Raw genomic sequence first — 26,217 nt, forward strand, 5'->3', positions numbered from 1 at the left:
GACCACCTTATGTGCCTGATTGTTTTCGCCTGGCGCCCGGGCCATGCCCAGCCGCTGATCGTCGCGGCCAACCGTGACGAGTTTTACGCCCGGCCGAGCCTGCCCTTGGCGCAATGGCCGGAGGCGCCGCATGTGCACGCGGGGCGTGATCTTGAAGCCGGTGGCACCTGGCTGGGGATCGGGGCCAACGGGCGCTTTGCCGCGCTGACCAATATTCGCGATCCGCAGCAGCCGCCAGCGCGCAAGTCGCGGGGCGAGTTGGTGGCGCGGTTTCTCACGGGCGATGCGTCGATTGATGATTATTTGAGCGATGTGGTCGGGCGTGCGGCGGAATATGCCGGGTTTAATCTGCTGCTCGGCAATAGTCATGAGCTGTGGCACTTCAATGCGCGGATGTCGGAGCCGGTGATGCTGGAATCGGGCGTCTACGGGTTATCGAATGCCGGGCTGGATACGCCGTGGCCGAAGTTGCTCAAGGCCAAGGCTGGGTTGAGTGCGGTGCTGGAGGATCCTCAGCCTGAGCAGCTGTTGGCATTGTTGAGTGATACGCAGACGGCCCCATCTGCCGAATTGCCAGATACCGGGGTGGGCATGGCGACGGAGTCATTGTTGTCGAGTGTGTTTATTGCCAGTCAGAGTTACGGGACGCGGGCGAGTACGGCGTTGATCGTTCAGGCGGATGGGACTCGGCGGATGGTGGAGCGGAGTTTCGGGCCATATGGCGGGCATCTTGGGGAAGTTGAGCTTTGCGTCTAAGAGCAAACCCTCACCCCAGCCCTCTCCCGGAGGGAGAGGGAGCCGACCGAGGTGTCTTGAGCCGTACATCGACCTGAAAGACCGAGTCGACTATGGATTCAACACAGCACCTTCAAATCGGTGTGAATCGATTATGGATTCAGCAAAGCATTTTCAGGTCGGCGTACCTCTGCAGCATCCCCCAATCAGTCCCCTCTCCCTTTGGGAGAGGGTTAGGGTGAGGGGCTTTTGATCTTCAGAGGGCCTTGTTGACCGCCGGCGGATTGATCTTCGACAACCCGAGATTCTTCAGCGCCAGTTGCAGCGAGCTGTGGATCACTTGCGGGTTGTCGATGGTCATCAGCTCAGCCAGCAGATCCTTGGCCTTGCTCAGGTTGATCTGGCGCAGCATCCACTTGACCTTCGGCAGGTTGGTGGCGTTCATCGACAGGCTGTCGAAGCCCATCGCCATCAACAGCACCGCCGCTGCCGGATCACCGGCCATTTCACCGCAGATGCTCACCGGTTTGCCTTCGGCATGCGCATCGCGCACCACCGTTTGCAGAGCTTGCAGCACCGCCGGGTGCAGGTAGTCGTAGAGATCGGCCACCCGCGGGTTGTTGCGGTCCACCGCCAGCAGGTATTGGGTCAGGTCGTTGGAGCCGACCGAGAGGAAGTCCACCTGCCGCGCCAGCTCCTTGGTCTGGTACACCGCTGCCGGAATCTCGATCATCACCCCGATAGGCGGCATCGGCACGTCGGTGCCTTCATCGCGCACTTCGCCCCATGCACGGTGGATCAGGTGCAAGGCTTCTTCGAGTTCGTGGGTGCCGGAAATCATCGGCAGCAGAATCCGCAGGTTGTTCAGGCCTTCGCTGGCCTTGAGCATGGCGCGGGTCTGCACCAGGAAGATTTCCGGGTGGTCGAGGGTCACGCGGATCCCGCGCCAGCCGAGGAACGGGTTGTCTTCCTTGATCGGGAAGTACGACAGCGACTTGTCACCGCCGATGTCCAGGCTGCGCATGGTCACCGGTTGCGGGTGAAATGCAGCGAGCTGCTCGCGGTAGATCGCCAGTTGTTCCTTTTCGCTCGGGAAGCGCTGGTTGATCATGAACGGTACTTCGGTGCGGTACAGGCCGACACCTTCGGCGCCGCGCTTCTGTGCCCGCGCCACATCGGCCAGCAGGCCGGTGTTGACCCACAGCGGCATGCGGTGGCCATCGAGGGTCACGCACGGCAGGTCACGCAGGGTATCGAGGCCCAGCGCCAGTTGTTTCTCTTCTTCGACCACCTCGGCGAACTGCTTGCGCAGTACGTCGCTGGGGTTGGTGTAGACCTCGCCGCGGGTGCCATCGACGATCACCTCGATGCCGTCGACCTTGGCATACGGCAGGTCGACCAGGCCCATCACCGTCGGAATACCCATGGCCCGGGCCAGGATCGCGACGTGAGAGTTACCGGAACCGAGTACCGAAACCAGACCGACCAGCGTGCCTTCCGGCACCTCGCCGAGCATCGCCGGCGTCAGCTCTTCGCTGACCAGAATGGTTTTTTCCGGATAGACCAGGTTCTGCTGGCGCTCTTCCTGCAAGTACGCAAGCAGGCGGCGACCGAGGTCTTTGACGTCCGAGGCACGCTCGCGCAGGTAGGCGTCGTCCATCAGCTCGAAACGGTTGACGTGTTCGGTGACCACTTGACGCAGCGCGCCCTGAGCCCACTGGCCGGTCTTGATCACGGTGGTGATTTCGCTGCCCAGCGAGGCGTCGTCGAGCATCATCAGGTAGACGTCGAACAGCGCGCGCTCTTCCGGGCGCAGCTGGGTCGCCAGTTTGGCCGACAACGCACGCATGTCGGCGCGCACGCCTTCGATGGCGGTCTTGAACAACGCCAGTTCGGCGTCGATGTCGGTGATGTGCTTGTCTGGCACCACGTCCAGGTCCGCCGGCGGCAACATGACCACCGCCGTACCGACGGCCGCCCCGGGCGAACCCGGCACGCCGACGAACTTGGCTTCCTGAATGCCCTTGCCCTGACGACCCAGACCACGGATCGAACCGGTGGCCTCGGCGTGAGCAATTACACCGGCGAGCTGCGCGCTCATGGTCACGAGAAAGGCTTCTTCACCTTCGTCGAACTGGCGGCGTTCTTTCTGCTGGATGACCAACACGCCGACGACGCGACGGTGGTGAATGATCGGTGCCCCGAGGAAAGAGGCGTAGCGCTCCTCGCCGGTCTCGGCGAAGTAGCGGTAGCGCGGGTGATCCGCGGCGTTTTCGAGGTTCAGGGGTTCTTCACGCGTGCCGACCAGACCCACCAGACCTTCGTTGGGTGCCATGCTGACCTTGCCGATCGAGCGCTTGTTCAAGCCCTCGGTGGCCATCAGGACGAAGCGGTTGGTCTCGGGATCAAGCAGGTAGACCGAGCAGACCTGGCTGCCCATGGCCTCTTTGACGCGCAACACAATAATCCCCAACGCCGCCTTGAGATCCTTGGCGGAGTTAACTTCCTGGACGATCTTGCGCAGCGTATTGAGCATGGCTCGGGGTCGAACTCCGTCGTCAGTCGCGCGCTAAAAGGCGCGGGGCAAGCTCTTTGAGGGCGCGGCGATACACCTCGCGCTTGAATGTCACCACCTGGCCCAACGGATACCAATAGCTGACCCAGCGCCAGCCATCGAACTCCGGTTTACCGGTCAAATCCATCCGCACCCGCTGCTCGTTGGAGATCAGGCGCAGGAGAAACCATTTCTGTTTCTGGCCGATGCACAGCGGTTGGCTGTGGGTACGCACCAGACGTTGCGGCAAACGATAGCGCAACCAGCCCCGAGTACAGGCCAGTATTTCAACATCTTCACGTTCCAGGCCAACTTCTTCGTTCAGCTCGCGGTACAAGGCGTCTTCCGGCGTCTCCTCGGGGTTGATTCCCCCTTGCGGAAACTGCCAGGCATCTTGATTGATACGGCGAGCCCACAGCACCTGGCCGGCGTCATTCGTCAGAATGATCCCGACATTGGGGCGGAAACCATCGGGGTCGATCACGGCAACAACCTCGCAAACGCATGTCGCCGCATTGTTCCACAAAGCTTGATAAGGCGGCAACGAAGGTTCCTACCTTATGTGCACTCTTGTGAAAAGACCGTATTCTTGTCGCCTTTTTACTGACTTTTCAGCGGGTAACTGCAATGCGCCTGGCTCTATTCGATTTGGACAACACCCTTCTGGGCGGCGACAGCGATCACGCCTGGGGCGACTATCTGTGCGAACGCGGCTTCCTCGACCCGATCGCGTACAAAGCACGCAACGACGAGTTCTATCAGGATTACCTGGCCGGCAAACTGGATAACGCCGCGTACCTGAACTTCTGCCTGGAAATCCTCGGCCGCACCGAAATGGCCGTGCTCGATCAATGGCACAACGATTACATGCGCGACTGCATCGAACCGATCGTGCTGCCCAAGGCGCTGGAGCTGCTGAAAAAGCACCGCGACGCTGGCGACAAACTGGTGATCATCACCGCCACCAACCGCTTCGTCACCGCACCGATTGCCGTGCGCCTGGGCGTTGAAACCCTGATCGCCACCGAATGCGAAATGATCGACGGCCGCTACAGCGGACGCAGCACCGACATTCCGTGCTTTCGCGAAGGCAAGGTGACGCGCCTGAATCGCTGGCTGGCAGAGACCGGGCATTCGCTGGATGACAGCTATTTCTACAGTGATTCGATGAATGATTTGCCGCTGCTGGAGCAGGTGGCGAACCCGGTGGCGGTTGATCCGGACCCGAATCTGCGGGCTGAAGCCGAGAAACGTGGCTGGCCGGTGATTTCGTTGCGCGGCTGATGACGCCTTCGCGAGCAGGCTCGCTCCCAAATTGGATCTGTGTCGTTCACAAATCCCCTGTGCGAGCGAGCCCGCTCGCGAATGGGGCCAACCCGGTCTCAAGCCTTAAACAGGCTTGGCGCCCATCAACCCGGCAATCGCCACAAAGCAGACAAAGCTGAACAAGGCCAAGGCAAAACTGAACTTGCCGACGCCACCCGGCGCCTTGCGCAGGCGATTCAAACGCACCAGCAACCAGAACCATGCCAGCGCCGCCACGGTGTACAGCACGCTGGAGGCCAGCAGCCAGGTCTGCCCCAGTGGCCAGCCGACCAGATGCACCATGCCCCAGCCGGTGAACGGCATGCTCAACAGCGCCAGCCCCATCAACAGCCAGATGAACACCCGAGGCCGTTGCAAGGTGCGGCTGCCGGCCGTTGCGTCACCTTTGCGCCGTGTCAGTAAAACCCAGATTCCCAGACCCAGCGCACTGGCCAGCAACACCACCGTCGCCACCATGTGCGCCGTTTTCAGGGCGGTTAACGTTTCCATTGTTCGATTTCCTTATGGCCTGCCCATCAGCGTAGCCGCTCAGCCAAGAAACAGCTTATAGGCCGGGTTATCACTTTCATCCCAGTACGGGTAACCGATTTCCGCCAGCGCCGCCGGCACCAGATGACGCTCGTCATGAGGCACTTGCAGGCCCGCGACGACACGGCCGTCCGCCGCACCATGGTTGCGGTAATGGAACATCGAGATGTTCCAGCGTCCGCCGAGCTTGTTGAGGAAGTTGAACAGCGCACCCGGACGCTCCGGAAATTCGAAGCGCAGCACCACTTCATCGACCACTTGCGCCGCGCGCCCGCCGACCATGTGGCGGATGTGCAGCTTGGCCAGTTCATTGTCGGTCAAGTCGATGACCGGGAACCCTTGCTCGGTCAGGCTTGCCAGTAGCGCGCTGCGCGGATCGTTTTCCGGGTGGGTCTGCACGCCAACGAAGATGTGCGCTTCGCTGCCGGTGTTGTAGCGGTAGTTGAATTCGGTGATCTGGCGCTTGCCGATCGCTTCGCAGAAGGCCTTGAAGCTGCCGGCCTGCTCGGGGATGGTCACGGCGATGATCGCTTCACGGCCCTCGCCCAGCTCGGCGCGCTCGGCGACGTGGCGCAAGCGGTCGAAGTTGACGTTGGCCCCGGAGTCGATGGCAACGAAGGTCTGGCCGCTGACACCGCGCAACTCGACGTACTTCTTGATCCCGGCCACGCCCAAGGCACCGGCAGGTTCGGTGATCGAGCGGGTATCGTCGTAGATATCCTTGATTGCCGCACAGATCTCGTCAGTGCTGACGGTGATCACTTCATCAACGTAGTCTTTGCAGATGTCGAAGGTGTGCTGGCCGATCTGCGCCACCGCCACGCCATCGGCGAAAATGCCCACGGTCGGCAGCACCACGCGCTCACCGGCAGCCATGGCCGCTTGCAGGCAGTTGGAGTCGTCCGGCTCGACGCCGATGACTTTGATGTCCGGGCGCAGGTATTTCACGTACGCCGCGATGCCGGCAATCAGACCGCCGCCACCGACCGGCACGAAGATCGCGTCCAGCGGTTGCGGGTGCTGACGCAGAATTTCCATCGCCACGGTGCCCTGCCCGGCAATGGTGTGCGGATCATCGTACGGGTGGATGTAAACGTAGCCCTTTTCATCGACCAGTTTCAGCGAGTAGGCCAGCGCTTCCGGGAACGAATCACCGTGCAGCACCACTTTGCCGCCGCGCGAACGCACACCTTCGACCTTGATTTCCGGGGTGGTCTTGGGCATCACGATGGTCGCTTTCACGCCCAGTACTTTCGCCGCCAGCGCCAGACCCTGCGCATGGTTGCCCGCCGACGCGGTAACCACGCCACGGGCGCGCTCTTCATCGCTCAGTTGCGTCAGCTTGTTGTAGGCGCCGCGAATCTTGAACGAGAACACCGGCTGCAAGTCTTCACGCTTGAGCCAGATGTCATTGCCCAGCCGCTCGGAGAGCTGGCGAGCGTTCTGCAGCGGGGTTTCTACGGCAACGTCATAAACGCGCGAGGTGAGGATCTTTTTGACGTACTGTTCGAGCATCGGAAAGCATCACTGGCGATTGGGCGGGACCAAGGAGTCTAACCCGGCCTTTGCCTGGGCGACCACACTAAACAGGTGGTTTTAACCAGTGAGAACCCATTGTGGCGAGGGGATTTATCCCCGATGGAGTGCGAAGCACTCCCCCAGCAGTCATCAAGTGATACCGCACCCTCAGGTTTTACGACGACTGCGTCGCTGGTCGGAGCGGTGCGACGTTTCGTTAAATCCCCTCACCACAGGAGGTTTTCGCCGGGCATGGGGATATAATACCGGCCTTTCCGTTCTTACCTTGCCCGCTTCCGGAGCCCGCATGACCCAGGATCAACTCAAACAGGCAGTGGCTCAGGCCGCCGTCGACTTCATCCTTCCAAAACTCGACGACAAGAGCATCGTCGGGGTCGGCACCGGCTCCACCGCCAACTGTTTCATTGATGCGCTGGCCCAGCACAAGGGCGCGTTCGATGGCGCGGTCGCCAGCTCCGAAGCCACTGCCGCGCGCCTCAAGGGCCACGGCATTCCGGTGTATGAACTGAACACCGTCAGCGACCTGGAGTTCTACGTCGACGGCGCCGATGAGAGCGACGCGCACCTGAACCTGATCAAGGGCGGCGGCGCAGCCCTGACCCGCGAGAAGATCGTCGCGGCCGTGGCCAAGACCTTCATCTGCATCGCCGACGCCAGCAAACTGGTACCGGTGCTGGGCGAATTCCCGCTGCCGGTCGAAGTGATCCCGATGGCCCGCAGCCACGTCGCCCGTCAACTGGTGAAACTGGGCGGCGACCCGGTGTACCGCGAAGGCGTGCTGACTGACAACGGCAACATCATCCTCGACGTGTACAACCTGCAGATCACCAACCCGGTGGAGCTGGAAGCGCAGATCAATGCGATCGTCGGCGTGGTCACCAACGGCCTGTTCGCGGCGCGTCCGGCGGATCTGTTGCTGCTGGGCACCAGCGAAGGCGTGAAAACCCTGAAGGCTGAGTAAGCCTGGCTGTCCACAGCTTGTGGGCAGATGCATTACCCCTGTGGGAGCGGGCTTGCTCGCGAAAGCGGTGGTTCAGTCAATGCAGATGTCGACTGATCCACCGCTTTCGCGAGCAAGCCCGCTCCCACATTTGGTTTTTTGCGGTGTCAGTCAGTTTTGCGCTGGTTTCTTGAAGACGTAAAACAGGTTCGGCTCGCTCACCAGATACAACGTCCCGTCATCATCCATCGCAATGCCTTCGGCCTGCGGCACCCTCTTCTGCAAGCCCTGCCGACCCTTGTTCAGCGACAAGGTGCTCAATGGGCGCCCGTCCACATCCAGCTCCAGAATCAGCCCCGACTCGTCGGACAGCGCCAGCAAATGGCCGCTGCGCTCGTCGTATTGCAGGCTCGACAGATCGCGCACGAACATCCCGGCATCGCGCTTGGGGTTGTTGATCACGTGCACGGCGTAGGACTTTTCCGGATTGAAGTGCGGAAATCCGTGCACTTCATAAATCAGCATCGGATCACGCTCCTTGGCCACGAACAGGCGCTTGCCCACCGAGTCATACGCCAGACCTTCGAAGCCCTTGTTGCCGCTCATGTGTACGCCAAGGGTCATCTGTTCGGCGTCCGCCGCATCGAGGAACGTGGTGTCCTTTTGCAGATGGACCTTGATCAGCCGTTGCTGGCGCTCGTCGGTGATCACGTAGGTGTCGGCGCTGATGAACTCCATCGCTTCCGGATCACCGAAGCCGATCAGTGCGATACGCCGCAGAATCTTGCCTTCGAGTGATAACTCGACCAGCTCGGCATTTTTGTTGGTCACGGTGAACAGGCTGTTGCGCACCGGATCGTAGGTCAGCGCCGACACATCATCGTTCAGCCCGTCGATGACCCTGGCTTCGACCTCGACCCGGTATTGATCCAGGCCAATGGCCTCGCTGCTCAATGGCTGCCACAGGGTGTGCAGGTTGAACCAGGCGCGCTCGAACAGGCGCAGGTATTGGCCGAGCGCGATCAATGCGATCAGAGCCATCACCGACAGGATGACAAACAGGGGCTTGGGGCGGGCAAGTCGACGCATTCGGGCAGGCTCGGGATCAAAACAGGCGGATGAAATATCACGCCTGTCTGAACTGAAGCTTAATGGCCACTTGCCCGTGACCACAAGCCGGGGCCGATGGGCTTACTTCTGCTTTTCGAAGCGATAGAACAGGTTTGGCTCGCTGACCATGTACAGCGTGCCAGCCTCGTCCATGGTCACGCCTTCAGCGCGGGGAATGGTGTTCTTCAAACCGTTGAAGCCGCCGAGCAGGGTCATGAAGCTGACCTGCTCACCCTTCTCGTCCAGCTCCAGCAGCAGGTGCGAGTCGGCGGACAGCACCAGGGTGTGGCCGGTACGCGGGTCGATTGCCAGCGCAGACAGGTTGCGGATATCCAGTTCATCGCTGGCCAGCTTCTGCTTGTCGCCCTTGAGGATCTGGCTGCCGTCGCTTTTCCAGGTGAACAACGCCGGCGGGCGCTCTTCGCCCAACAGCAACTGCTGGTTGCGCGGATCCCAGGTGATCGCTTCGAACGCCTTGTTCTGGTTTTTCGACGGGCCGAGGTCGTATTTCGGGAAGTCGGCGATATTCAGCTCACGGGTGCTGGCATCGACCTTGACGATGGTCAGCAGGTGATCGCGTTCGTCGACGATCGCCATCAAGCCGTTTTCCATCACGGTCACACCTTCCGGGTTGACCCAGCCCACCAGCGGCATCTTGCGCAGCACATCGCCCTGCAGGGTCAATTCGACCAGGAACGGGTTCTTGCCCATTACCGAAAACAGGGTTTTGGTCTGCGGGTTATAGGACAGGTCCGAGGCTTCGTCCTTTTCCATGCCCGGCAGCAGTTTGCCGTCGATCACCGCCCGATAGTCCGGCAACCAGATGCTGGCTTTCTGCTCGGCCTGACTCTCGAAACGCTCGCGCACCCAGAGCAGGCCACGGTCATCCCAATGCATGGCAAACGCCAGACCATAAGCGGCGGCGAGCACCAGCAACAGCCAGACATACCAGCGCAGGGCAAAACGTGAGCGACGAGGAGGATTGAGCTGAGTTTGAGCTGACATCAGGGACGCGTTCCGAAAATTCAGGCTATGGGTAATAGCACAAAGAGGCCGGCTCAGACGCCAGAATGAGAGGAATTATCCGGACAGGATGTGAAAAAAACGGCAAATGGCGGGATTGCCCTTCGTCTTTGCGGGCCGCGACACAGAACCAATGTAGGAGTGAGCCTGCTCGCGATGGCGTCGGCTCAGTCAACACGTTCGTTAACTGACAGACTGCTATCGCGAGCAGGCTCACTCCTACAGGGGGATTGCAGTGGGTTAACGCACGCTGCTGGTGAAGCTGCTCGCACCGACCAGTTCCAGCACGATATCGTCGCCGACATTCAGCGGGCCGACACCCACAGGCGTGCCAGTGAGGATCACGTCACCGGCCTGCAGCGAGAAGCAGCCGGCCATGTGCTGGATCATCGGCACGATCGGGTTGAGCATCGCGCTGCTGTTGCCGTCCTGGCGCACTTCACCGTTGATGGTCAGGCGAATGCCGATGTCGGTCAGGTCAGCGAAGGTGCTACCGACCACGAACGGGGCGATCACCGCCGCGCCGTCGAACGACTTGGCGATTTCCCATGGCAGGCCCTTGGACTTGAGCTCAGCCTGTTTGTCGCGCAGGGTCAGGTCCAGCGCCGGGGCGAAACCGGAGATCGCATCGAGCACTTCTTCGCGGCTCGGCTTGGTCGACAGCGGCTTGCCGATCAGCACGGCGATTTCCGCCTCATAGTGCACCGAACCGCGCTCGGTCGGAATGCTGAAACCGCCTTCCAGCGGCACCACACAACTGCCCGGCTTGATGAACAGCAATGGTTCGGTAGGGACCGGATTGTCCAGTTCCTTGGCGTGTTCGGCGTAATTACGGCCAATGCACACCACTTTCCCGATCGGGAAGTGAATGCGTGTGCCGTCGACATACTGGTGCTGATAGCTCATTTACCGACTCCTGCCTTCATTGATTCAAGGGATTGCCAATCAAACCGCGAAGATCTTGCCCGGATTCATGATGCCGTTCGGGTCGAACACCGCTTTGACCGCTTTCATGTACTCGATTTCGACCGGGGAGCGGCTGTACGTCAAGTAGTCGCGCTTGGTCATGCCCACGCCATGCTCGGCGGAAATCGAGCCGTTGTATTTCTCGACGGTCTCGAACACCCATTTATTGACGGTCGCGCACTTGGCGAAGAACTCGTCCTTGCTCAGGTTATCCGGCTTGAGAATGTTCAGGTGCAGGTTGCCGTCGCCGATGTGGCCGAACCAGACAATTTCGAAGTCCGGATAATATTCGCCGACGATCGCGTCGATTTCCCGCAGGAATGCCGGCACTTTCGAGACAGTGACCGAGATGTCGTTCTTGTACGGCGTCCAGTGCGAAATGGTCTCGGAGATGTACTCGCGCAGCTTCCACAGGTTCTGCAGCTGGGTTTCGCTCTGGCTCATCACGCCGTCCAGCACCCAGCCCTGCTCGACGCAGTGCTCGAAGGTTTCCAGAGCGCTGTTGGCCACCTCTTCAGTGCTCGCTTCAAATTCCAGCAGTGCGTAGAACGGGCAGTCGGTTTCGAAAGGGGCCGGCACATCACCACGACCCAGCACTTTGGCCAGAGCCTTGTCGGAGAAGAACTCGAAGGCGGTCAGGTCGAGCTTGCCCTGGAAGGCATGCAGCACCGGCATGATCGAGTCGAAGTCAGCGGTGCCGAGGACCATCGCGGTGAGATTTTTCGGCGCGCGATCCAGACGCATGGTCGCTTCAACCACAAAGCCGAGAGTGCCTTCGGCGCCGATGAACAACTGGCGCAAGTCGTAACCGGTGGCGTTCTTGATCAGATCTTTGTTCAGTTCCAGCACATCACCCTTGCCGGTGACCACTTTCATGCCAGCGACCCAGTTGCGGGTCATGCCGTAGCGAATCACCTTGATTCCGCCGGCATTGGTGCCGATATTGCCGCCAATCTGGCTGGAACCGGCAGAAGCGAAGTCCACCGGGTAGTACAGGCCCTTCTCTTCAGCGACGGTCTGCAAATGTTCGGTGACCACGCCCGGCTGACAAACAGCCGTGCGATCGGTGAGGTTCACGTCGAGAATCTGATTCATGTAGTCGAACGACACCACCACTTCGCCGTTGGCGGCCACGGCGGCGGCAGAAAGTCCGGTTCGCCCGCCAGATGGCACCAGCGCCACTTTGTGGGTGTTGGCCCAACGGACAATCGCCTGCACCTGCTCGATGGTCTTGGGAAACACAATGGCGCTCGGCGCGGGCGCGAAGTGCTTGGTCCAATCCTTGCCGTACGCATTCAGGGAGTCGGCGTCGGTCAGGACCTTGCCAGGCTCGACCAGGGTCTTCAGTTCATCAATCAGGGCAGGATTGGTCATCGACAGAACTCTCGAACAATTCATGGTCATCCTGAAGACGCTTCACGTCGCAGGAATGAGTGTTTCGCGGGGTGGCTATGCTAGCATACCGACCCCGCAGGCCAGTGCCCAAGGCCAGTTCTGCGGTGACGGCTTTCTTGCCGTGCGGGTCAGCTCCAGGCTGCTCCCCTCCCTGCCATTTTTCTCCGGGATACAGGTTTACGCAGATGAGCAAGACTTCTCTCGATAAGAGCAAGATCAAGTTCCTTCTTCTCGAAGGCGTCCACCAATCGGCTGTCGACGTCCTCAAGGCGGCGGGCTACACCAGCATCGAATACCTGACAGGCTCCTTGCCGGAAGCCGAGCTCAAGGAAAAGATCGCTGACGCTCACTTCATCGGCATTCGTTCGCGCACACAACTGACCGAAGAGATCTTCGATCACGCGAAGAAGCTGGTGGCAGTCGGCTGTTTCTGCATCGGCACCAACCAGGTTGACCTGAGTGCTGCCCGCGAGCGCGGTATTGCCGTGTTCAACGCGCCGTACTCCAACACCCGTTCCGTAGCGGAGCTGGTACTGGCCGAAGCGATTCTGCTGCTGCGCGGCATCCCTGAGAAAAACGCTTCCTGCCACCGTGGCGGCTGGATCAAGTCCGCAGCCAACTCCTTCGAGATCCGTGGCAAGAAACTCGGCATCGTCGGCTACGGCTCGATCGGTACTCAGCTGTCGGTACTGGCTGAAGGTCTGGGCATGCAAGTGTTCTTCTACGACACCGTGACCAAGCTGCCGCTGGGCAACGCCACTCAGGTCGGCAACCTGCACGAGTTGCTGGGCATGTCCGACATCGTCACCCTGCACGTTCCGGAAACCGCTGCGACCCAGTGGATGATCGGCGAGAAGGAAATCCGCGCCATCAAGAAGGGCGGCATCCTGATCAACGCCGCGCGCGGCACCGTGGTCGAGCTCGACGCCCTGGCGGACGCGATCAAGGACAAGCACCTGATCGGCGCGGCCATCGACGTATTCCCGGTGGAGCCACGCTCCAACGACGAAGAGTTCGAAAGCCCGCTGCGTGGCCTGGACAACGTGATCCTGACCCCGCACATCGGTGGTTCGACCGCTGAAGCGCAAGCGAACATCGGTCTGGAAGTGGCGGAAAAACTGGTCAAGTACAGCGACAACGGTACATCCGTTTCGTCGGTGAACTTCCCGGAAGTGGCCCTGCCGGCTCACCCTGGCAAGCACCGCCTGCTGCACATCCACGAGAACATTCCGGGTGTGATGAGCGAGATCAACAAGGTCTTCGCCGAAAACGGTATCAACATCTCCGGTCAGTTCCTGCAGACCAACGAGAAAGTCGGCTACGTAGTGATCGACGTCGACGCCGAGTACTCGGATCTGGCGCAAGAGAAATTGCAGCACATCAACGGCACCATCCGTAGCCGTGTGCTCTTCTAAAGAAGCAGCGACGAGCTACTAGCTTCAGGCTTGCAGCGATAAAAAAGGGAGCCCCGAAGGGCTCCCTTTTTTTATTCGACGTTGACGGTGATTTTCTTCGAGACGATTGCTGGATCGAACGGCATGTGACCGCTGTCACCCAGCTCCAGTTGCAGGGTGTGCTTGCCCGGTGCCAGTTTGATCGTGGCCTCGGTCTGCGCCTTGCCGAAGTGCATGTGGTTGGCGTCATTCGGAATCGGTGCGCCCGCCGCCGGCAGCTTGTCGACGTCGATCAGCAGGTGGTGGTGACCGGTGTTTTTGGTGACATCACCGGCTGGCGCCAGCGCGACGTCCTTGACGCCGAACTTGACCTTGAACTCTTGAGAAACCGTGGCCCCATCCTCGGGAGAAACGATGAACACTTCGGCGCCTTTCGGGGCCGGAGTGGCGGCACTGGCCAACACCGAAACGCCCATCAGCAAACCCGCCAACGCTGCACGTGACATAAAGCTTTTCATTTTCTTCTCCAGTTTTTCCGTAAAATCCGCGTGGTCATGACAACTTCATGACCATTCGTTGTCGAAGGCACTCGTCAACCATAGCAAAGCGAGCCAGAAAAACCGGCCGCCATAATGATTTCAAAGGAGTGACCATGCGTTTTCTGCCTGGCCTGATCTGCCTGCTACCCCTTTTGAGCCCTCTGGCTCACGCCGAACTGATTGATGACGTCAACGATCGAGGCGAGTTGCGCATCGCCCTTGAGGCTAATACACCACCCTTCAATTTCAAGGACGGCGACACACTCACGGGGTTTGAGGTCGAGCTGGGGCAACAGCTGGCCAACGAGCTGGATGTACGCGCCGACTTCATCGTCACTGACGAAGCAGACTTGCTCCAGGGCGTTGAAAGCGGCAAGTACGACGTTGCGCTCAATCACATAGCACTGACACCTGAACTCAAGGATCGTTTCGATTTCAGCGAGTCTTACAGCAAGGTCGATTCACAGATGCTGGCGAAGAAGGACGAGCAGCCGCGACCGATGGTGCTGGTGCAGGCGTTGACTGAAGAGAAACCGAGAGCGGCGACGCCGGTGGAGTTGGCGATTCCGTTTCAGAAGGGTAATCCGGCGTTTCAGGCAAGCCTTGCAGGTGCCTTGCAGCGGATCAAGGATGACGGGCGGCTGGCGGCGCTGTCGAAAAAGTGGCTCACCGAACCCAAGTGAACACAAAACCCCTGTAGGAGTGAGCCTGCTCGCGATGGCGTCAGGTCAGTCGACATAATCGTTAACTGACACACCGCTATCGCGAGCAGGCTCACTCCTACAAGGGATTTGCGGTGGTTTTTTAGTCGAGGTGTGCCAGGGCTGCCGCGGCTTGCGGCAACTCCAGCTCACTGAACACCTGCACCCCATGGCGTTTGAGCAGTGCAGCCGTCACGCCTTCGCCACTGACCTTCACCCCACTGAACGACCCGTCATAGGTCAGCAGGTTGCCACATGAAGGACTGTTGGCCTTGAGCACCGCCACGCGGATGCCATGTTTCTGCACCAGTGCCAGCGCCTGCCGCGCGCCATCGAGAAACTGCGCACTGACGTCCTCGCCTTCGGTGGTGATCACCGCCGCCGTGCCATCGAGCACTTCAGCGCCCTGCCCGCCCGGGATTTCCGCCGCCGCACGCGGCGTCGGCAAGCCACCGGCGACTTCCGGACACAGCGGCACCACGCGCCCATCGGCGATCCACTTCTCTAGCAGATCGAACGGCCCGCTGGCCCCGCCGTCGTAACGCACGCGGTGGCCCAACAGGCAGCGGCTGACCAGAATCCTCTGCATATCAGAACGGCTCGTTGCCACGGCGGCGGAACCAGCCGGTCAGCGACAAGCGCTCGCGGTTCGCCGGCAGCACTTCATGCGGCACTTCGCCGGAGAGAAACACCACCAGACAGCCGCCGGTGGGTTGCACGTCATGAACCCGGTCTTCGCCCAGATACATGCGCAACTGACCGCCGTCTTCCGGCAGCCACGCGTCATTGAGGTAGACCACCGCCGAGACCATGCGCCGGTCATCGTCGCGAAAGCGATCGACGTGCTTGCGGTAAAACGCGCCCGGCGGATAAAGGGCGAAGTGGCACTCGAAATCCTCGAGCCCCAGGAACAACCCGCGATTGAGTGCCTCGCGCAGGCTGTCCATGAGGTTCAGATAACGGTCGCTGGCCTCGGCCTGCCCCGGGTCGATCCACTGGATGTGGTCACCGCGAATCCCCTCGCGAATCTCCGAAAACGGCCCACGGCCTACCGCTGCCGGCGCCAGTTCGCCCTCGGCCTCACGTTTGCGGCACTCGGCCGCCAGCTCACGGGTCAAACCCGCGGGCAGGAAAATGTTCTGCTGCGACCAGCCGTGTTCGGCCAGGTCGTCGACGATGCGTAACAGCAGCGGGTGTTCGGAGGATATTTGCATGGCGCGCATAGTATGCCTGCGGCAAGAAATCCGACAGAGCCACGCGGCGGCTTGCCACGAATTCTCGACAAGTACCGGCACCGCACGGAGAATAGTCCGCTGCTGACAGGAGTCCCTATGCGCCGTTTGCTTTTTTCACTGTTGATGTTCTGCGTTTTGCCCGCCTGGGCGGACGGCCACGATCAGCTGTACAAGATTGCCGGCTGGCCAGATCAACGTGCGCATTTCAATGATGCCCTGAGTGCCGCGCAGCAGCGCTACCAGAACAACCTGCCGCCTGCGGTGTTTCAAGCCCTGGTCAACAACAGCAACCAGCGCTTCGCCCCCCAGGCGATGGATCAGCGTGCCGAAGCGCAACTGCGCCAGCACCTCGCCGATCCACAACCGGCGCTGACTTTTTTTCAATCGCCGCTGGGCAAGAAAATCGTCGCCGCTGAATTGCTCGCCACCCGTCGCGATCAACTGGCGAAGAACGCCAAGGGCCTGCCGAAGATGCAGGCCAGCGACAGCCGCCTGCTGATCATCGGCCATCTGGCGCAAGCGCTGCCGGCACGCGAGGCCGGCGCCGAAGTCAGCCTGGCGATTGCCGGCGTGGCGGCGGACAGTTTGAGTTCGATGATTCCCGGCCTGCTCGGCGGCGGTCAGGCGCAAGGCATGTTGAACGGTCAGCGCCAGCGCCTGATGGATCAGATCGGCGCCGATATGAACAACACACTGCTCTACGTTTATCGTGATCTGTCAGATGACGAACTGGAACAGTTCGCGACCTTTGCCGAGTCGAGCGAGGGCAAGGCGTACTACCAGGCGGCGCTGGCGGCGATTCGCGCGGGGTTGGCGGTGGGGCAAAGCTCTTCGAACCTCAGCCAGTAATCTTTATCGCCTTTCAGACCGCCATCGCGAGCAGGCTCACTCCTACAGAGACCGCGATCAAATGTAGGAGCGAGCCTGCTCGCGATGAGGCCCTCGAAAGCTCTAGAGATTGCGCCCCCTGATCCGCTTGTTCAGAAACTCGAAATACTCCTCTCGCATCTCCAGCGTCTCATTCGCCAGATGATGCCGGGCCTCCGGCAACAGCAGAATCTGTGGCCGGTCGAACTTCCATTTCATCACCTGCAAGTTGTGTTGCCAGTCCACGGTCATGTCCGCCTGGCCCTGAATGATCAGTGGCCGTCGCGGACTTTTTTTCGCGTGTTCCACGCGGATGATCCAGCGCGACAGAGCACCGACCCACGCCGTCGGCAAGCGCTTGGGCTGTAACGGGTCGGCTTGCAGGAACGGCAGGAATGCCGGGTCATTGGAGTTCTCGCTGAAGCGCCGGGTGACGCCCCGCACGAAAGGCCTGAGCAAGTAATAACTCAGTTGCGACCAGCCCCATGCGCGCGGACGCACCAGAGGCGCCAACAGAATCAACTGGCCTTGCGCCGGACTGTGCTCGCCATGGTTGAGCACATGGTCGACGACGATCGCGCCGCCAGTACTTTGCCCGCACAGGTGCCAGGGCTGCGGCAAGGCGATCGAATTGGCTTCGGCGAACAACGCCTGCAGAGCGTCCTGATATTCAGAGAAATCGCGGATGCTCGCCCGCGGCCCGCTCGACAGACCGTGCCCCGGCAAATCGCAGGCGATCACCGCAAAATCCTGATCCAGGGCCCACTCGATCACATGCCGATACAGTCCCGTGTGGTCGTAAAAACCGTGCAGCAGAAACAGCGTGCCCTTGACCTTCTCCGGCCACCAGCAGTGGCTGACCAGTTCATAGCCATCGACTTCGAACCGCCCCATGCCGCGCCAGACATCGCGCTCGGGGAAGTCGGTCTGATAGAACCGCTGATACGCCTTGGCCTCGTCCGACAACGGCTGCCACTGGGCCAAAGGCTTGAGGCTGGCGCGTAAATGATCGGCATCGAAAGTGTCAGGCATGCGGGTATTCCAAAGCGGTAAACAGACTTTATCGGCCTGCGATATTCATCTGTTGCGGCAAGCATGGCAAGCTAGCGGCCCTTCGAGGATCGAAAAACCATGCGTTCGCCCTACCGCACCGCACTGTTTGCCAGCCTGCTCGCGCTTGTGTGTGCCGGGGTGCTGTGGGCGGCGTACGACTGGTTTCAGGGGCGCTATCTGCGTGCCTTCAGCCAGCATACGGCGGTGTTTTCCGGTGATCCGCTGCGCCTGCCCGATGAGTTGGCCGGCCCCGGCAAAATCCGCCTCGTGCACTTCTGGGACCCGGCCTGCCCGTGCAACGTCGGCAACCAACAGCACCTGACGGAAATGGTCGAGCAGTTCGGCCCGCGCGGTGTGGAGTTCTTCGCGGTGCAACGCGCCGGTAGCCACGGCCAGTTACCCGCGACCCTGAGCAACCTGAAAACCATCGCCGTGCTGCCAGGCTCCGAGCAGATTCCCGCCAGCCCCGCCGTGGCGATCTGGGATCGCAGCGGCAAACTGGCATACTTCGGGCCGTACAGTGAAGGCTTGACCTGCAACTCCAGCAACAGCTTCATCGAACCGATCCTCAACGCGCTGATGGATGATCGCCCGGTCAACGCCACGCACACCCTGGCGGTCGGTTGTTATTGCCCGTGGCCGGTGGTGGTGCAGTAAGGCATTCCGGACTTTTCAAGGACAGCGATGCACGGCACGGAAGGTCTGTGCTAATTGTTTGCAGCCCGACGGGCGGCAATCCCGCATGCACAAGGAGTCACCATGAAACGCGTTTTCACCGTTCTTGCCTTGCTCATCGTTGTTCTGTTCGCCGGCGTCGGCGGGTACGTCTACAGCAAACAGCCGACGCGTCAGGGCCAGGTGGAGCTGCGCAACCTGCAGGGTTCGGTGACCGTGCGTTACGACGAGCGTGGCGTGCCGCACATCCGCGCCGAAAACGAAACCGACCTCTATCGCGCCCTGGGCTACGTGCATGCCCAGGACCGCTTGTTCCAGATGGAAGCCATGCGCCGCCTCGCGCGTGGCGAGCTGGCCGAAGTACTCGGGCCGAAGCTGCTCGACACCGACAAACTGTTTCGCAGCCTGCGCATCCGCGAACGCGCCGCCAGTTATGTCGCCAGTCTCGATAAGCAGTCACCGGCGTGGAAGGCCCTGCAAGCCTATCTGGACGGCATCAACCAATATCAGGACAGCCACGCCGCGCCGGTGGAGTTCGACGTGCTGGGCATCCGCAAGCGACCGTTCACGGCTGAGGACAGCATCAGCGTCGCCGGTTACATGGCCTACAGCTTCGCCGCCGCGTTTCGCACCGAACCGCTGCTGACCTACGTGCGTGATCAACTCGGCGCCGATTACCTCAATGTCTTCGATCTCGACTGGCAACCCAAGGGCGTGCTCGCCAAAGGCCGCGCCAACCCGACGCCCGCCCTCGCCGCCGGCGACTGGAAAGACCTCAACGCCCTCGCCCGCCTCAGCGAGCAGGCGCTGATCGAAAACGGCCTGCCGCAATTCGAAGGCAGCAACGCCTGGGTGATCGCCGGCAGCCGCAGCCAGAGCAGCAAACCGCTGCTGGCCGGCGACCCGCACATTCGCTTCTCGGTACCGTCGGTATGGTACGAGGCGCAACTGTCGGCGCCGGGTTTCGAACTCTACGGCCACCATCAGGCACTGGTGCCGTTCGCCTTCCTCGGGCACAACCTGGAGTTCGGCTGGAGCCTGACCATGTTCCAGAACGACGATCTGGATCTGATCGCCGAGAAGGTCAACCCGAACAACCCGAATCAGGTCTGGTACCACGGTCAGTGGACCGATCTGGTCAGCACCGAGCAGCAGATCGCAGTGAAGGGCCAGGCACCGGTGACACTCACTCTGCGCCAGTCGCCCCACGGTCCGATCGTCAATGACGCCCTCGGCACGGCTGCCGGCAAGACACCGATCGCCATGTGGTGGGCGTTCCTCGAAACGCCGAACCCGATCCTCGAAGGTTTCTACCAGCTCAACCGCGCCGACACCCTGGCCAAGGCCCGCGCGGCGGCGGCCAAAGTGCAAGCGCCGGGGCTGAACATTGTCTACGCCAACGCCAAGGGCGATATTGCCTGGTGGGCTTCGGCGCTGCTGCCCAAACGCCCTGCCGGGGTGAAACCGGACTTCATCCTCGACGGCAGCAGCAATCAGGCGGACAAGGACGGCTACTACCCGTTCAGCGCCAACCCGCAGGAAGAAAACCCGGCGCGCGGCTACATCGTCTCGGCCAACTTCCAGCCGCTGTCACCGACCGGTATGGAAATCCCCGGTTACTACAACCTGGCCGATCGCGGTCAGCAGCTCAACCGCCAGCTCAGCGACAAGAGCGTGAAGTGGAGCAACGAAGCCAACCAGAAGCTGCAACTGGGCACCACCACCGCCTACGGCCCGCGCACCCTGGCGCCGTTGTTGCCGGTGCTGCGCGAAGTGGTGAGCGATCCGGCGCAACTGAAACTGGTCGAGCAACTGGCGCAGTGGCCAGGCGACTATCCGCTGGATTCGGTCAGCGCGACGCTGTTCAACCAGTTCCTCTACGACCTCGCCGATGCGGCGATGCGCGATGAGCTGGGCAACGATTTCTTCGAAACGCTGTTGTCGACCCGGGTGATCGATGCCGCTCTGCCGCGACTGGCGGCGAACGCGGACTCACCGTGGTGGGACAATCGCAACACACCAAACAAGGAAACCCGCGCCGACATCGTGAAGGTGGCGTGGCAGGCGAGCATGGCGCACCTGAAACAGACCCTCGGTGACACCCCGTCCGACTGGCAATGGGGCACGGCGCACACCCTGACCCACGGCCATCCGTTGGGGCAACAGAAGCCGCTGGATAAGATTTTCAACGTTGGCCCGTTTGCAGCGCCGGGCAGTCATGAAGTGCCGAACAACCTCTCGGCCAAACTCGGCCCGGCGCCATGGCCGGTGACTTACGGACCTTCGACGCGCCGACTGATCGACTTCGCCGACCCGGCGCACAGCCTGACCATCAACCCGGTCGGCCAGAGTGGTGTGCCGTTCGACAGCCACTATGACGATCAAGCCGAGGAGTACGTCGAGGGGATGTATGTGCAGGCGCATTTCAGCGATGAGGAAGTGACGGCCAATACCCGCAGTACCTTGAAACTGTTGCCGGCAAGGGCTGCCCAATAATCCTCGATTAGCCGGACGGGCCCTATCGCGAGCAGGCTCACTCCTACAGGGGAACGCATTCCATTTGTAGGAGTGAGCCTGCTCGCGATGGGGACCGTCGACTCAACACATATCTCAGAGCATCAGCGCAAAATTCAGCCGAAACTGCTGCGGCGTCACCCCCAGCCGCCGATTGAACACACTGCGCATGTGCTGCGCATCGCGAAACCCACACTGATAGGCCACGGTCTTCAGCGGCGCCGTGGTGCTTTCGAGCATTACCCGCGCCGCATCCACCCGCGCCCGTTCGACGAACTCCGCCGGGGTAACCCGGGCTTCGCGGGCGAACACCCGGGAGAAGTTACGCGCGCTCATGTTCGCCGCATTCGCCAGATCGGCAATCGTCAGGTCACCCGTGAGATTGGCCAGCACATACAGCTGCACCATCGCCACCGCCGAGGTCGGTTCCGCATGCGGGGTGAGGAACGGGCTGAACTGCGACTGCCCGCCCGAACGCTGCGTGAACACCACCAGCCGCTTGGCCACGCTCAGCGCCACTTCAGCGCCGTGATCGCGGGCCAGCAGGTACAACGACAGATCAATCCCTGCCGTGACCCCCGCCGAGGTGTAGAGCGCGCCGTCCTCGACGTACAAGCGATCGGCCTCGACCCGGGTCGATGGACACAACTGCGCCAGGGCTTGGGCATCGTTCCAGTGCGTGGTTACCGTGCGTCCGTCCAGCAGCCCCGCCCGCGCCAGCATGAACGCACCGTTGCAGATCGAACCGAAACGCCGCGCACGGGCGCAAGCATCGCGCAGCCAGGCGTCGAACCCGCGACCGAAATCCATGAATGGCAACTGCGGCCCACCCGCCACCAACAGCAAGTCCCAGGCGTCTAGCGCCTCGCTGAAGTGCCGGTGAGCGCTGAGGTTCAGGCCATTGGAACAAGCCATCGACCCGCGTTCGAGGCCGATCACCTCCAGCCGATAGTGATCCTCAGGCAGCAGAAACCGGTTGGCCTCGGCGAACACATCCATCGGCCCGCTGACATCCAGCGCCTGCACGCCGGGGAACACCACGATGGCGATGGTTTTGTTCATAAGCCTCCTGGGGATCTTTGTGGCGAGGGGATTTATCCCCGATCGGCTGCGCAGCAGTCGTAGATCCTCACTGCGCGGTTTACCTGATACACCGAAACAGCAGGTTTTGGGACTGCTGCGCAGTCCATCGGGGATAAATCCCCTCACCACAGAGGAACGCGATAAGCGCTCAAGCCGTGAGTTGGCACGATTTGCAGGTCGATTGGCAAGGATCGCAGCCATGCGTTGATTGTCCGTTTACCGCCTCGGGGAACAGACTTTGTCCATCGGCGCCACGACGGCGTTTCAGTGAGGAAACCTCCCATGAGCACCACCATTGCCGGCATCAAAATCCCTGACAGCGCGTTGGCCCGGGCCACCACCGAGTACATTCGCGACATCGAATCCGACCTGCTCTACCACCACTCGCGTCGGGTGTTTCTGTTCGGTGCATTGAGTGGTGAGCGCCAGCAACTGGCGTACAACCCTGAGTTGCTGTACGTCGGCGCGATGTTCCACGACGTCGGGCTGGTCGCAGGCTATCGCAGTGACGACGAACGTTTTGAAGTGGATGGCGCCAATGCGGCAGCGGCGTTTCTCAAGCCGTACGGGCTGAGTGATGACGACATCGAACAAGTGTGGCTGTCGATTGCCCTGCACACCACACCCGGTGTGCCCAAGCATCTGCGGCCGACCGTGGCACTGGTGACCGCCGGGGTCGAGATGGATGTGCTGGGCATGGATTACGCGGCGTTCAGCACTGTGCAGCGCGAGGCGGTGGTGCATGCGCATCCGCGTGGGGAAGGTTTCAAGGAGTGCATCATCTGCGCGTTTGCCGACGGCTTGCGCCATCGTCCGCAGACGACGTTCGGCAATGTGAAGACCGATGTGCTGGTGGATCAGGAGCCGGGGTTCAAGCCGATGAACTTTGTTGAAGTCATCCGTAAATCCCCGTGGACGGCCTGAAACCCAATGTAGGAGTGAGCCTGCTCGCGATGGCGTCCTGTCAGTTGGAAATATCCTGACTGACACACCGCTATCGCGAGCAGGCTCACTCCTACAGTTTGGAATTGGATTGGCCTTGAGTAACGGGCCAACCCGGTATTGCCTTAAGCCGCTTCCGGCGCTGGCGCGCGGCGCACGTCCGGTTGCTTCCACGAATCGGCAGCGCCTTCTTCGATGGCTTGCTGGATGGCTTTCTTGCGCGCTTCTTCGGCACGGCGGCTGAAGAACCAGACCATGAAGGTCACCAGCGACACCGCCAGCAGAATCAGACTGGCCACGGCGTTGATCTCAGGCTTCACGCCCAGACGCACCGCCGAAAACACTTCCATCGGCAGGGTAGTCGAACCTGGGCCGGAGACGAAGCTCGCCAGCACCAGGTCGTCCAGCGACAGAGCGAAGGACATCATGCCGCCCGCCGCCAGCGATGGCGCGATCATCGGGATGGTGATCAGGAAGAACACCTTCCACGGCCGTGCACCGAGATCCATGGCCGCCTCTTCAATCGACAGGTCCAGCTCACGCAAGCGCGCCGACACCACCACCGCCACATACGCCGCACAGAACGTCGTGTGCGCGATCCAGATGGTGACGATGCCGCGTTCCTGCGGCCAGCCAATCATCTGCGCCATGGCCACGAACAGCAGCAACAGCGACAGACCGGTGATCACTTCCGGCATCACCAACGGCGCGGTGACCAGACCGCCGAACAGCGTGCGGCCCTTGAAGCGGGTGATTCGGGTCAGCACGAACGCTGCCAACGTGCCCAGCGCCACCGCGGCAACTGCGGTGTAGCAGGCAATTTCCAGCGAGCGCAGCACCGAACCCATCAGTTGGGTGTTGTCGAGCAGGCCGACGTACCACTTGATCGACCAGCCGCCCCACACCGTCACCAGTTTCGAGGCATTGAACGAGTAGATCACCAGGATCAGCATCGGCAGGTAGATGAACAACAAACCCAGGACCAGCATCAGGCTGGAGAAACGGAAGCGCTTCATTCTTTACCCTCCATTTCCTTGGCCTGACTGCGGTTGAACAGAATGATCGGCACTATCAGGATCGCCAGCATCACCACCGCCAGGGCAGACGCCACCGGCCAGTCACGGTTGTTGAAGAACTCTTGCCAGAGCACTTTACCGATCATCAGGGTTTCCGGACCGCCGAGCAGTTCCGGGATCACGAACTCGCCCACCACCGGGATGAACACCAGCATGCAGCCGGCAATGATCCCGTTCTTGGACAGCGGAATGGTGATTTTCCAGAAGCTGTTGAAGGTGCTCGAACCGAGGTCGGAAGCGGCTTCCAGCAGGCTGTGATCGTGCTTCACCAGGTTGGCGTACAGCGGCAGGATCATGAACGGCAGGTACGAATAAACGACACCGATGTACACCGCAAGGTTGGTGTTGAGGATCTGCAGCGGCTCGTCGATGAAACCCATGCTCATCAGGAAGCCGTTGAGCAGGCCGTTGTTGCTGAGGATGCCCATCCACGCATACACGCGGATCAGGATCGCGGTCCAGGTCGGCATCATGATCAGCAGCACCAACACCGTCTGCAGCTCTTTGCGCGCGCTGGCGATGGCGTAGGCCATCGGGTAGCCGATCAGCAGGCACAACAGCGTGCTGAAAAACGCCATCTTCAGCGAGCCGAGGTAGGCGGCGATGTACAACTCGTCGTCGCCGAGCATCGCGTAGTTGCCCAGGTTCAGCAGCAGTTGCAGCTTCTGGTCGACGAAGGTGTAGATCTCGGTGTATGGCGGGATGGCCACGTCGGCTTCGGCGAAGCTGATCTTCAGGACGATGAAGAACGGCAGCATGAAGAACAGGAACAGCCAGATGAAGGGAACCCCGATGACCAACTGGCGGCCACCGGGAATTATTCGATTGAGGCGGCGTTTGAATTTGCGCATGTTCATGAGCGAAGTACCACGCCGCTGTCGTCTTCCCACCACACGTAAACCTGATCACCCCAGGTCGGACGCGCGCCGCGACGTTCGGCGTTGGCGACGAACGACTGCACCAGTTTGCCGCTCGGCAGTTCGACGTAGAACACCGAGTGACCGCCCAGGTAGGCAATGTCATGCACCTTGCCGCTCGACCAGTTGTACTCGCAGGTCGGCATCTCGGCGGTGACCAGCAGCTTCTCCGGACGGATCGCGTAGGTGACGGACTTGTCCTGCACCGAGGTGCTGATGCCGTGGCCGACGTAGATCTGCCGGTCGAGGTCCTTGCAGGTGATGGTCGCGTGGCCTTCGGCGTCGTCGATCACTTCGCCTTCGAAGATGTTCACGTTGCCGATGAATTCGCAGACCAGACGGCTGGTCGGGGTTTCGTAGATGTCGATCGGGCTGCCGATCTGGGCAATCCAGCCCAGGTGCATGATCGCGATGCGCTCGGCCATGGTCATGGCCTCTTCCTGGTCGTGGGTCACCATCACGCAGGTAACACCCACGCGCTCGATGATTTCCACCAGTTCCAGCTGCATCTGCGAACGCAGTTTCTTGTCCAGTGCGCCCATCGGTTCGTCGAGCAACAACAGCTTCGGTCGCTTGGCCAGCGAACGTGCCAGCGCCACCCGCTGACGCTGGCCGCCGGAGAGTTGATGCGGTTTGCGCTTGGCGTACTGGCTCATCTGCACCAGCTTGAGCATTTCGGCCACGCGGGCATCGACTTCCGCCGTCGGGATCTTGTCCTGCTTGAGGCCGAAGGCGATGTTCTGCGCCACGGTCATGTGCGGGAACAAGGCGTACGACTGGAACATCATGTTGATCGGTCGCTCGTACGGCGGCATGTCGGTGATGTCGACGCCGTCGAGGAAAATGCGCCCCTCCGTGGGCCGTTCGAACCCTGCCAGCATCCGCAGCAGAGTGGATTTGCCCGATCCCGAACCGCCGAGCAGGGCGAAGATCTCGCCTTTCTTGATTTCCAGGGACACATCGTCCACGGCAATCGTCTCGTCGAACTTCTTCGTGACCCGGTCGATTTTGACCAACACCTGTTTAGGTGTCTGGTCGCCCTCGAGGGCTTTCTTATAGGCGCCGGAGGCAACTGCCATTTACGAAACTCCCAGAAAAAAACAGT

General features: G+C 61.0%; 25 protein-coding genes. 9 read left to right on the plus strand and 16 right to left on the minus strand.

Annotated elements, in window-relative coordinates; translation table 11 throughout:
• The first annotated feature begins 9 nt into the window (after positions 1 to 9).
• A complete protein-coding gene (locus tag QMK55_RS11735) occupies positions 10 to 756 on the plus strand; it encodes an NRDE family protein (protein WP_102354899.1) in 747 nt (248 codons plus the stop codon).
• Positions 757 to 991: 235 nt separating this feature from the next.
• Here the strand turns inward: QMK55_RS11735 and ptsP are convergent, their stop codons facing one another.
• On the minus strand, positions 992 to 3,271 hold the full coding sequence (gene ptsP / locus QMK55_RS11740) for a phosphoenolpyruvate--protein phosphotransferase (RefSeq protein WP_320329226.1): 2,280 nt from the start codon (positions 3,269 to 3,271) through the stop codon (positions 992 to 994).
• 22 nt (positions 3,272 to 3,293) lie between these two features.
• Positions 3,294 to 3,773 carry an RNA pyrophosphohydrolase gene (locus QMK55_RS11745; protein ID WP_003229203.1) on the minus strand — a complete coding sequence of 160 codons (480 nt, stop codon included), beginning with the start codon at positions 3,771 to 3,773 and terminating at the stop codon, positions 3,294 to 3,296.
• 143 nt (positions 3,774 to 3,916) lie between these two features.
• Between QMK55_RS11745 and QMK55_RS11750 the strand changes: the two genes are divergently transcribed.
• Positions 3,917 to 4,573, plus strand: a complete 657-nt coding sequence (locus QMK55_RS11750; RefSeq protein ID WP_320329227.1) for an HAD family hydrolase — start codon at positions 3,917 to 3,919, stop codon at positions 4,571 to 4,573.
• Between the two features lie 105 nt (positions 4,574 to 4,678).
• Here QMK55_RS11750 and QMK55_RS11755 read toward each other — a convergent pair whose 3' ends face one another.
• Both QMK55_RS11755 and ilvA read right to left on the minus strand, forming a co-directional pair.
• Positions 4,679 to 5,104: a DUF2269 domain-containing protein gene (locus QMK55_RS11755; RefSeq protein WP_320329228.1), complete on the minus strand. Its 426-nt coding sequence runs from the start codon at positions 5,102 to 5,104 to the stop codon at positions 4,679 to 4,681.
• Between the two features lie 39 nt (positions 5,105 to 5,143).
• Positions 5,144 to 6,658, minus strand: a complete 1,515-nt coding sequence (gene ilvA, locus QMK55_RS11760; protein WP_102354895.1) for a threonine ammonia-lyase, biosynthetic — start codon at positions 6,656 to 6,658, stop codon at positions 5,144 to 5,146.
• A gap of 310 nt (positions 6,659 to 6,968) precedes the next feature.
• Here ilvA and rpiA point away from each other — a divergent pair, with 310 nt between their 5' ends.
• Positions 6,969 to 7,643, plus strand: a complete 675-nt coding sequence (gene rpiA, locus QMK55_RS11765) for a ribose-5-phosphate isomerase RpiA (protein WP_095137581.1) — start codon at positions 6,969 to 6,971, stop codon at positions 7,641 to 7,643.
• A 150-nt stretch (positions 7,644 to 7,793) separates the two neighbouring features.
• Here the strand turns inward: rpiA and QMK55_RS11770 are convergent, their stop codons facing one another.
• The 4 genes from QMK55_RS11770 to QMK55_RS11785 form a co-directional block, all read right to left on the minus strand.
• Complete coding sequence (locus tag QMK55_RS11770) at positions 7,794 to 8,711, minus strand: SdiA-regulated domain-containing protein (RefSeq protein WP_102354894.1); 918 nt, start codon at positions 8,709 to 8,711, stop codon at positions 7,794 to 7,796.
• 102 nt (positions 8,712 to 8,813) lie between these two features.
• Positions 8,814 to 9,737, minus strand: a complete 924-nt coding sequence (locus QMK55_RS11775; protein ID WP_102354893.1) for an SdiA-regulated domain-containing protein — start codon at positions 9,735 to 9,737, stop codon at positions 8,814 to 8,816.
• Positions 9,738 to 9,995: 258 nt separating this feature from the next.
• Positions 9,996 to 10,661, minus strand: coding sequence for a fumarylacetoacetate hydrolase family protein (locus QMK55_RS11780; RefSeq protein ID WP_047596640.1), 666 nt, complete (start codon positions 10,659 to 10,661; stop codon positions 9,996 to 9,998).
• A 39-nt stretch (positions 10,662 to 10,700) separates the two neighbouring features.
• Complete coding sequence (locus QMK55_RS11785) at positions 10,701 to 12,095, minus strand: FAD-binding oxidoreductase (protein ID WP_320329229.1); 1,395 nt, start codon at positions 12,093 to 12,095, stop codon at positions 10,701 to 10,703.
• A 206-nt stretch (positions 12,096 to 12,301) separates the two neighbouring features.
• On the opposite strand from QMK55_RS11785, the gene serA reads away from it, so the two are divergent.
• Positions 12,302 to 13,531, plus strand: coding sequence for a phosphoglycerate dehydrogenase (serA, locus tag QMK55_RS11790; protein ID WP_102354891.1), 1,230 nt, complete (start codon positions 12,302 to 12,304; stop codon positions 13,529 to 13,531).
• A 71-nt stretch (positions 13,532 to 13,602) separates the two neighbouring features.
• On the opposite strand, the gene QMK55_RS11795 is transcribed toward serA, so the two are convergent.
• Complete coding sequence (locus QMK55_RS11795; protein ID WP_102354890.1) at positions 13,603 to 14,028, minus strand: DUF4399 domain-containing protein; 426 nt, start codon at positions 14,026 to 14,028, stop codon at positions 13,603 to 13,605.
• A gap of 134 nt (positions 14,029 to 14,162) precedes the next feature.
• Between QMK55_RS11795 and QMK55_RS11800 the strand changes: the two genes are divergently transcribed.
• Complete coding sequence (locus tag QMK55_RS11800) at positions 14,163 to 14,732, plus strand: transporter substrate-binding domain-containing protein (protein WP_102354889.1); 570 nt, start codon at positions 14,163 to 14,165, stop codon at positions 14,730 to 14,732.
• Positions 14,733 to 14,853: 121 nt separating this feature from the next.
• Here the strand turns inward: QMK55_RS11800 and QMK55_RS11805 are convergent, their stop codons facing one another.
• Positions 14,854 to 15,339: a DUF523 domain-containing protein gene (locus tag QMK55_RS11805; RefSeq protein ID WP_102354888.1), complete on the minus strand. Its 486-nt coding sequence runs from the start codon at positions 15,337 to 15,339 to the stop codon at positions 14,854 to 14,856.
• A gap of 1 nt (position 15,340) precedes the next feature.
• Entirely contained in the window at positions 15,341 to 15,973 is a 633-nt protein-coding gene (locus QMK55_RS11810) for a 2OG-Fe(II) oxygenase (protein WP_025112042.1), read from the minus strand.
• Positions 15,974 to 16,081: 108 nt separating this feature from the next.
• On the opposite strand from QMK55_RS11810, the gene QMK55_RS11815 reads away from it, so the two are divergent.
• Complete coding sequence (locus QMK55_RS11815) at positions 16,082 to 16,834, plus strand: DUF2059 domain-containing protein (RefSeq protein WP_102354887.1); 753 nt, start codon at positions 16,082 to 16,084, stop codon at positions 16,832 to 16,834.
• 102 nt (positions 16,835 to 16,936) lie between these two features.
• Here QMK55_RS11815 and QMK55_RS11820 read toward each other — a convergent pair whose 3' ends face one another.
• On the minus strand, positions 16,937 to 17,884 hold the full coding sequence (locus tag QMK55_RS11820) for an alpha/beta hydrolase (RefSeq protein ID WP_025112040.1): 948 nt from the start codon (positions 17,882 to 17,884) through the stop codon (positions 16,937 to 16,939).
• Between the two features lie 99 nt (positions 17,885 to 17,983).
• Between QMK55_RS11820 and QMK55_RS11825 the strand changes: the two genes are divergently transcribed.
• Entirely contained in the window at positions 17,984 to 18,562 is a 579-nt protein-coding gene (locus tag QMK55_RS11825) for a DUF6436 domain-containing protein (protein ID WP_102354886.1), read from the plus strand.
• 102 nt (positions 18,563 to 18,664) lie between these two features.
• Positions 18,665 to 21,076, plus strand: coding sequence for a penicillin acylase family protein (locus QMK55_RS11830; RefSeq protein WP_102354885.1), 2,412 nt, complete (start codon positions 18,665 to 18,667; stop codon positions 21,074 to 21,076).
• A gap of 114 nt (positions 21,077 to 21,190) precedes the next feature.
• Here QMK55_RS11830 and QMK55_RS11835 read toward each other — a convergent pair whose 3' ends face one another.
• The gene (locus QMK55_RS11835; RefSeq protein WP_102354884.1) at positions 21,191 to 22,156 is read right to left on the minus strand and encodes a GlxA family transcriptional regulator; all 966 of its coding nucleotides are present in this window, start codon (positions 22,154 to 22,156) and stop codon (positions 21,191 to 21,193) included.
• Positions 22,157 to 22,459: 303 nt separating this feature from the next.
• Between QMK55_RS11835 and QMK55_RS11840 the strand changes: the two genes are divergently transcribed.
• Positions 22,460 to 23,101 (plus strand): HD domain-containing protein, encoded by a 642-nt coding sequence (locus tag QMK55_RS11840; protein WP_102354883.1) that lies wholly within the window; start codon positions 22,460 to 22,462, stop codon positions 23,099 to 23,101.
• 143 nt (positions 23,102 to 23,244) lie between these two features.
• Here QMK55_RS11840 and QMK55_RS11845 read toward each other — a convergent pair whose 3' ends face one another.
• Genes QMK55_RS11845 through QMK55_RS11855 form a run of 3 tightly spaced genes read right to left on the minus strand, consistent with a single transcriptional unit; the run spans position 23,245 to position 26,191 of the window.
• Entirely contained in the window at positions 23,245 to 24,135 is an 891-nt protein-coding gene (locus tag QMK55_RS11845; RefSeq protein WP_123469660.1) for an ABC transporter permease subunit, read from the minus strand.
• Positions 24,132 to 25,013, minus strand: a complete 882-nt coding sequence (locus tag QMK55_RS11850; RefSeq protein ID WP_320330251.1) for an ABC transporter permease subunit — start codon at positions 25,011 to 25,013, stop codon at positions 24,132 to 24,134. Before QMK55_RS11850 ends, QMK55_RS11845 begins: the two co-directional genes overlap by 4 nt.
• A gap of 35 nt (positions 25,014 to 25,048) precedes the next feature.
• Complete coding sequence (locus QMK55_RS11855; protein ID WP_025112033.1) at positions 25,049 to 26,191, minus strand: ABC transporter ATP-binding protein; 1,143 nt, start codon at positions 26,189 to 26,191, stop codon at positions 25,049 to 25,051.
• Positions 26,192 to 26,217: the final 26 nt, after the last annotated feature.

It is taken from the genome of Pseudomonas sp. P8_229, from assembly GCF_034008635.1.
Taxonomy (GTDB): domain Bacteria; phylum Pseudomonadota; class Gammaproteobacteria; order Pseudomonadales; family Pseudomonadaceae; genus Aquipseudomonas.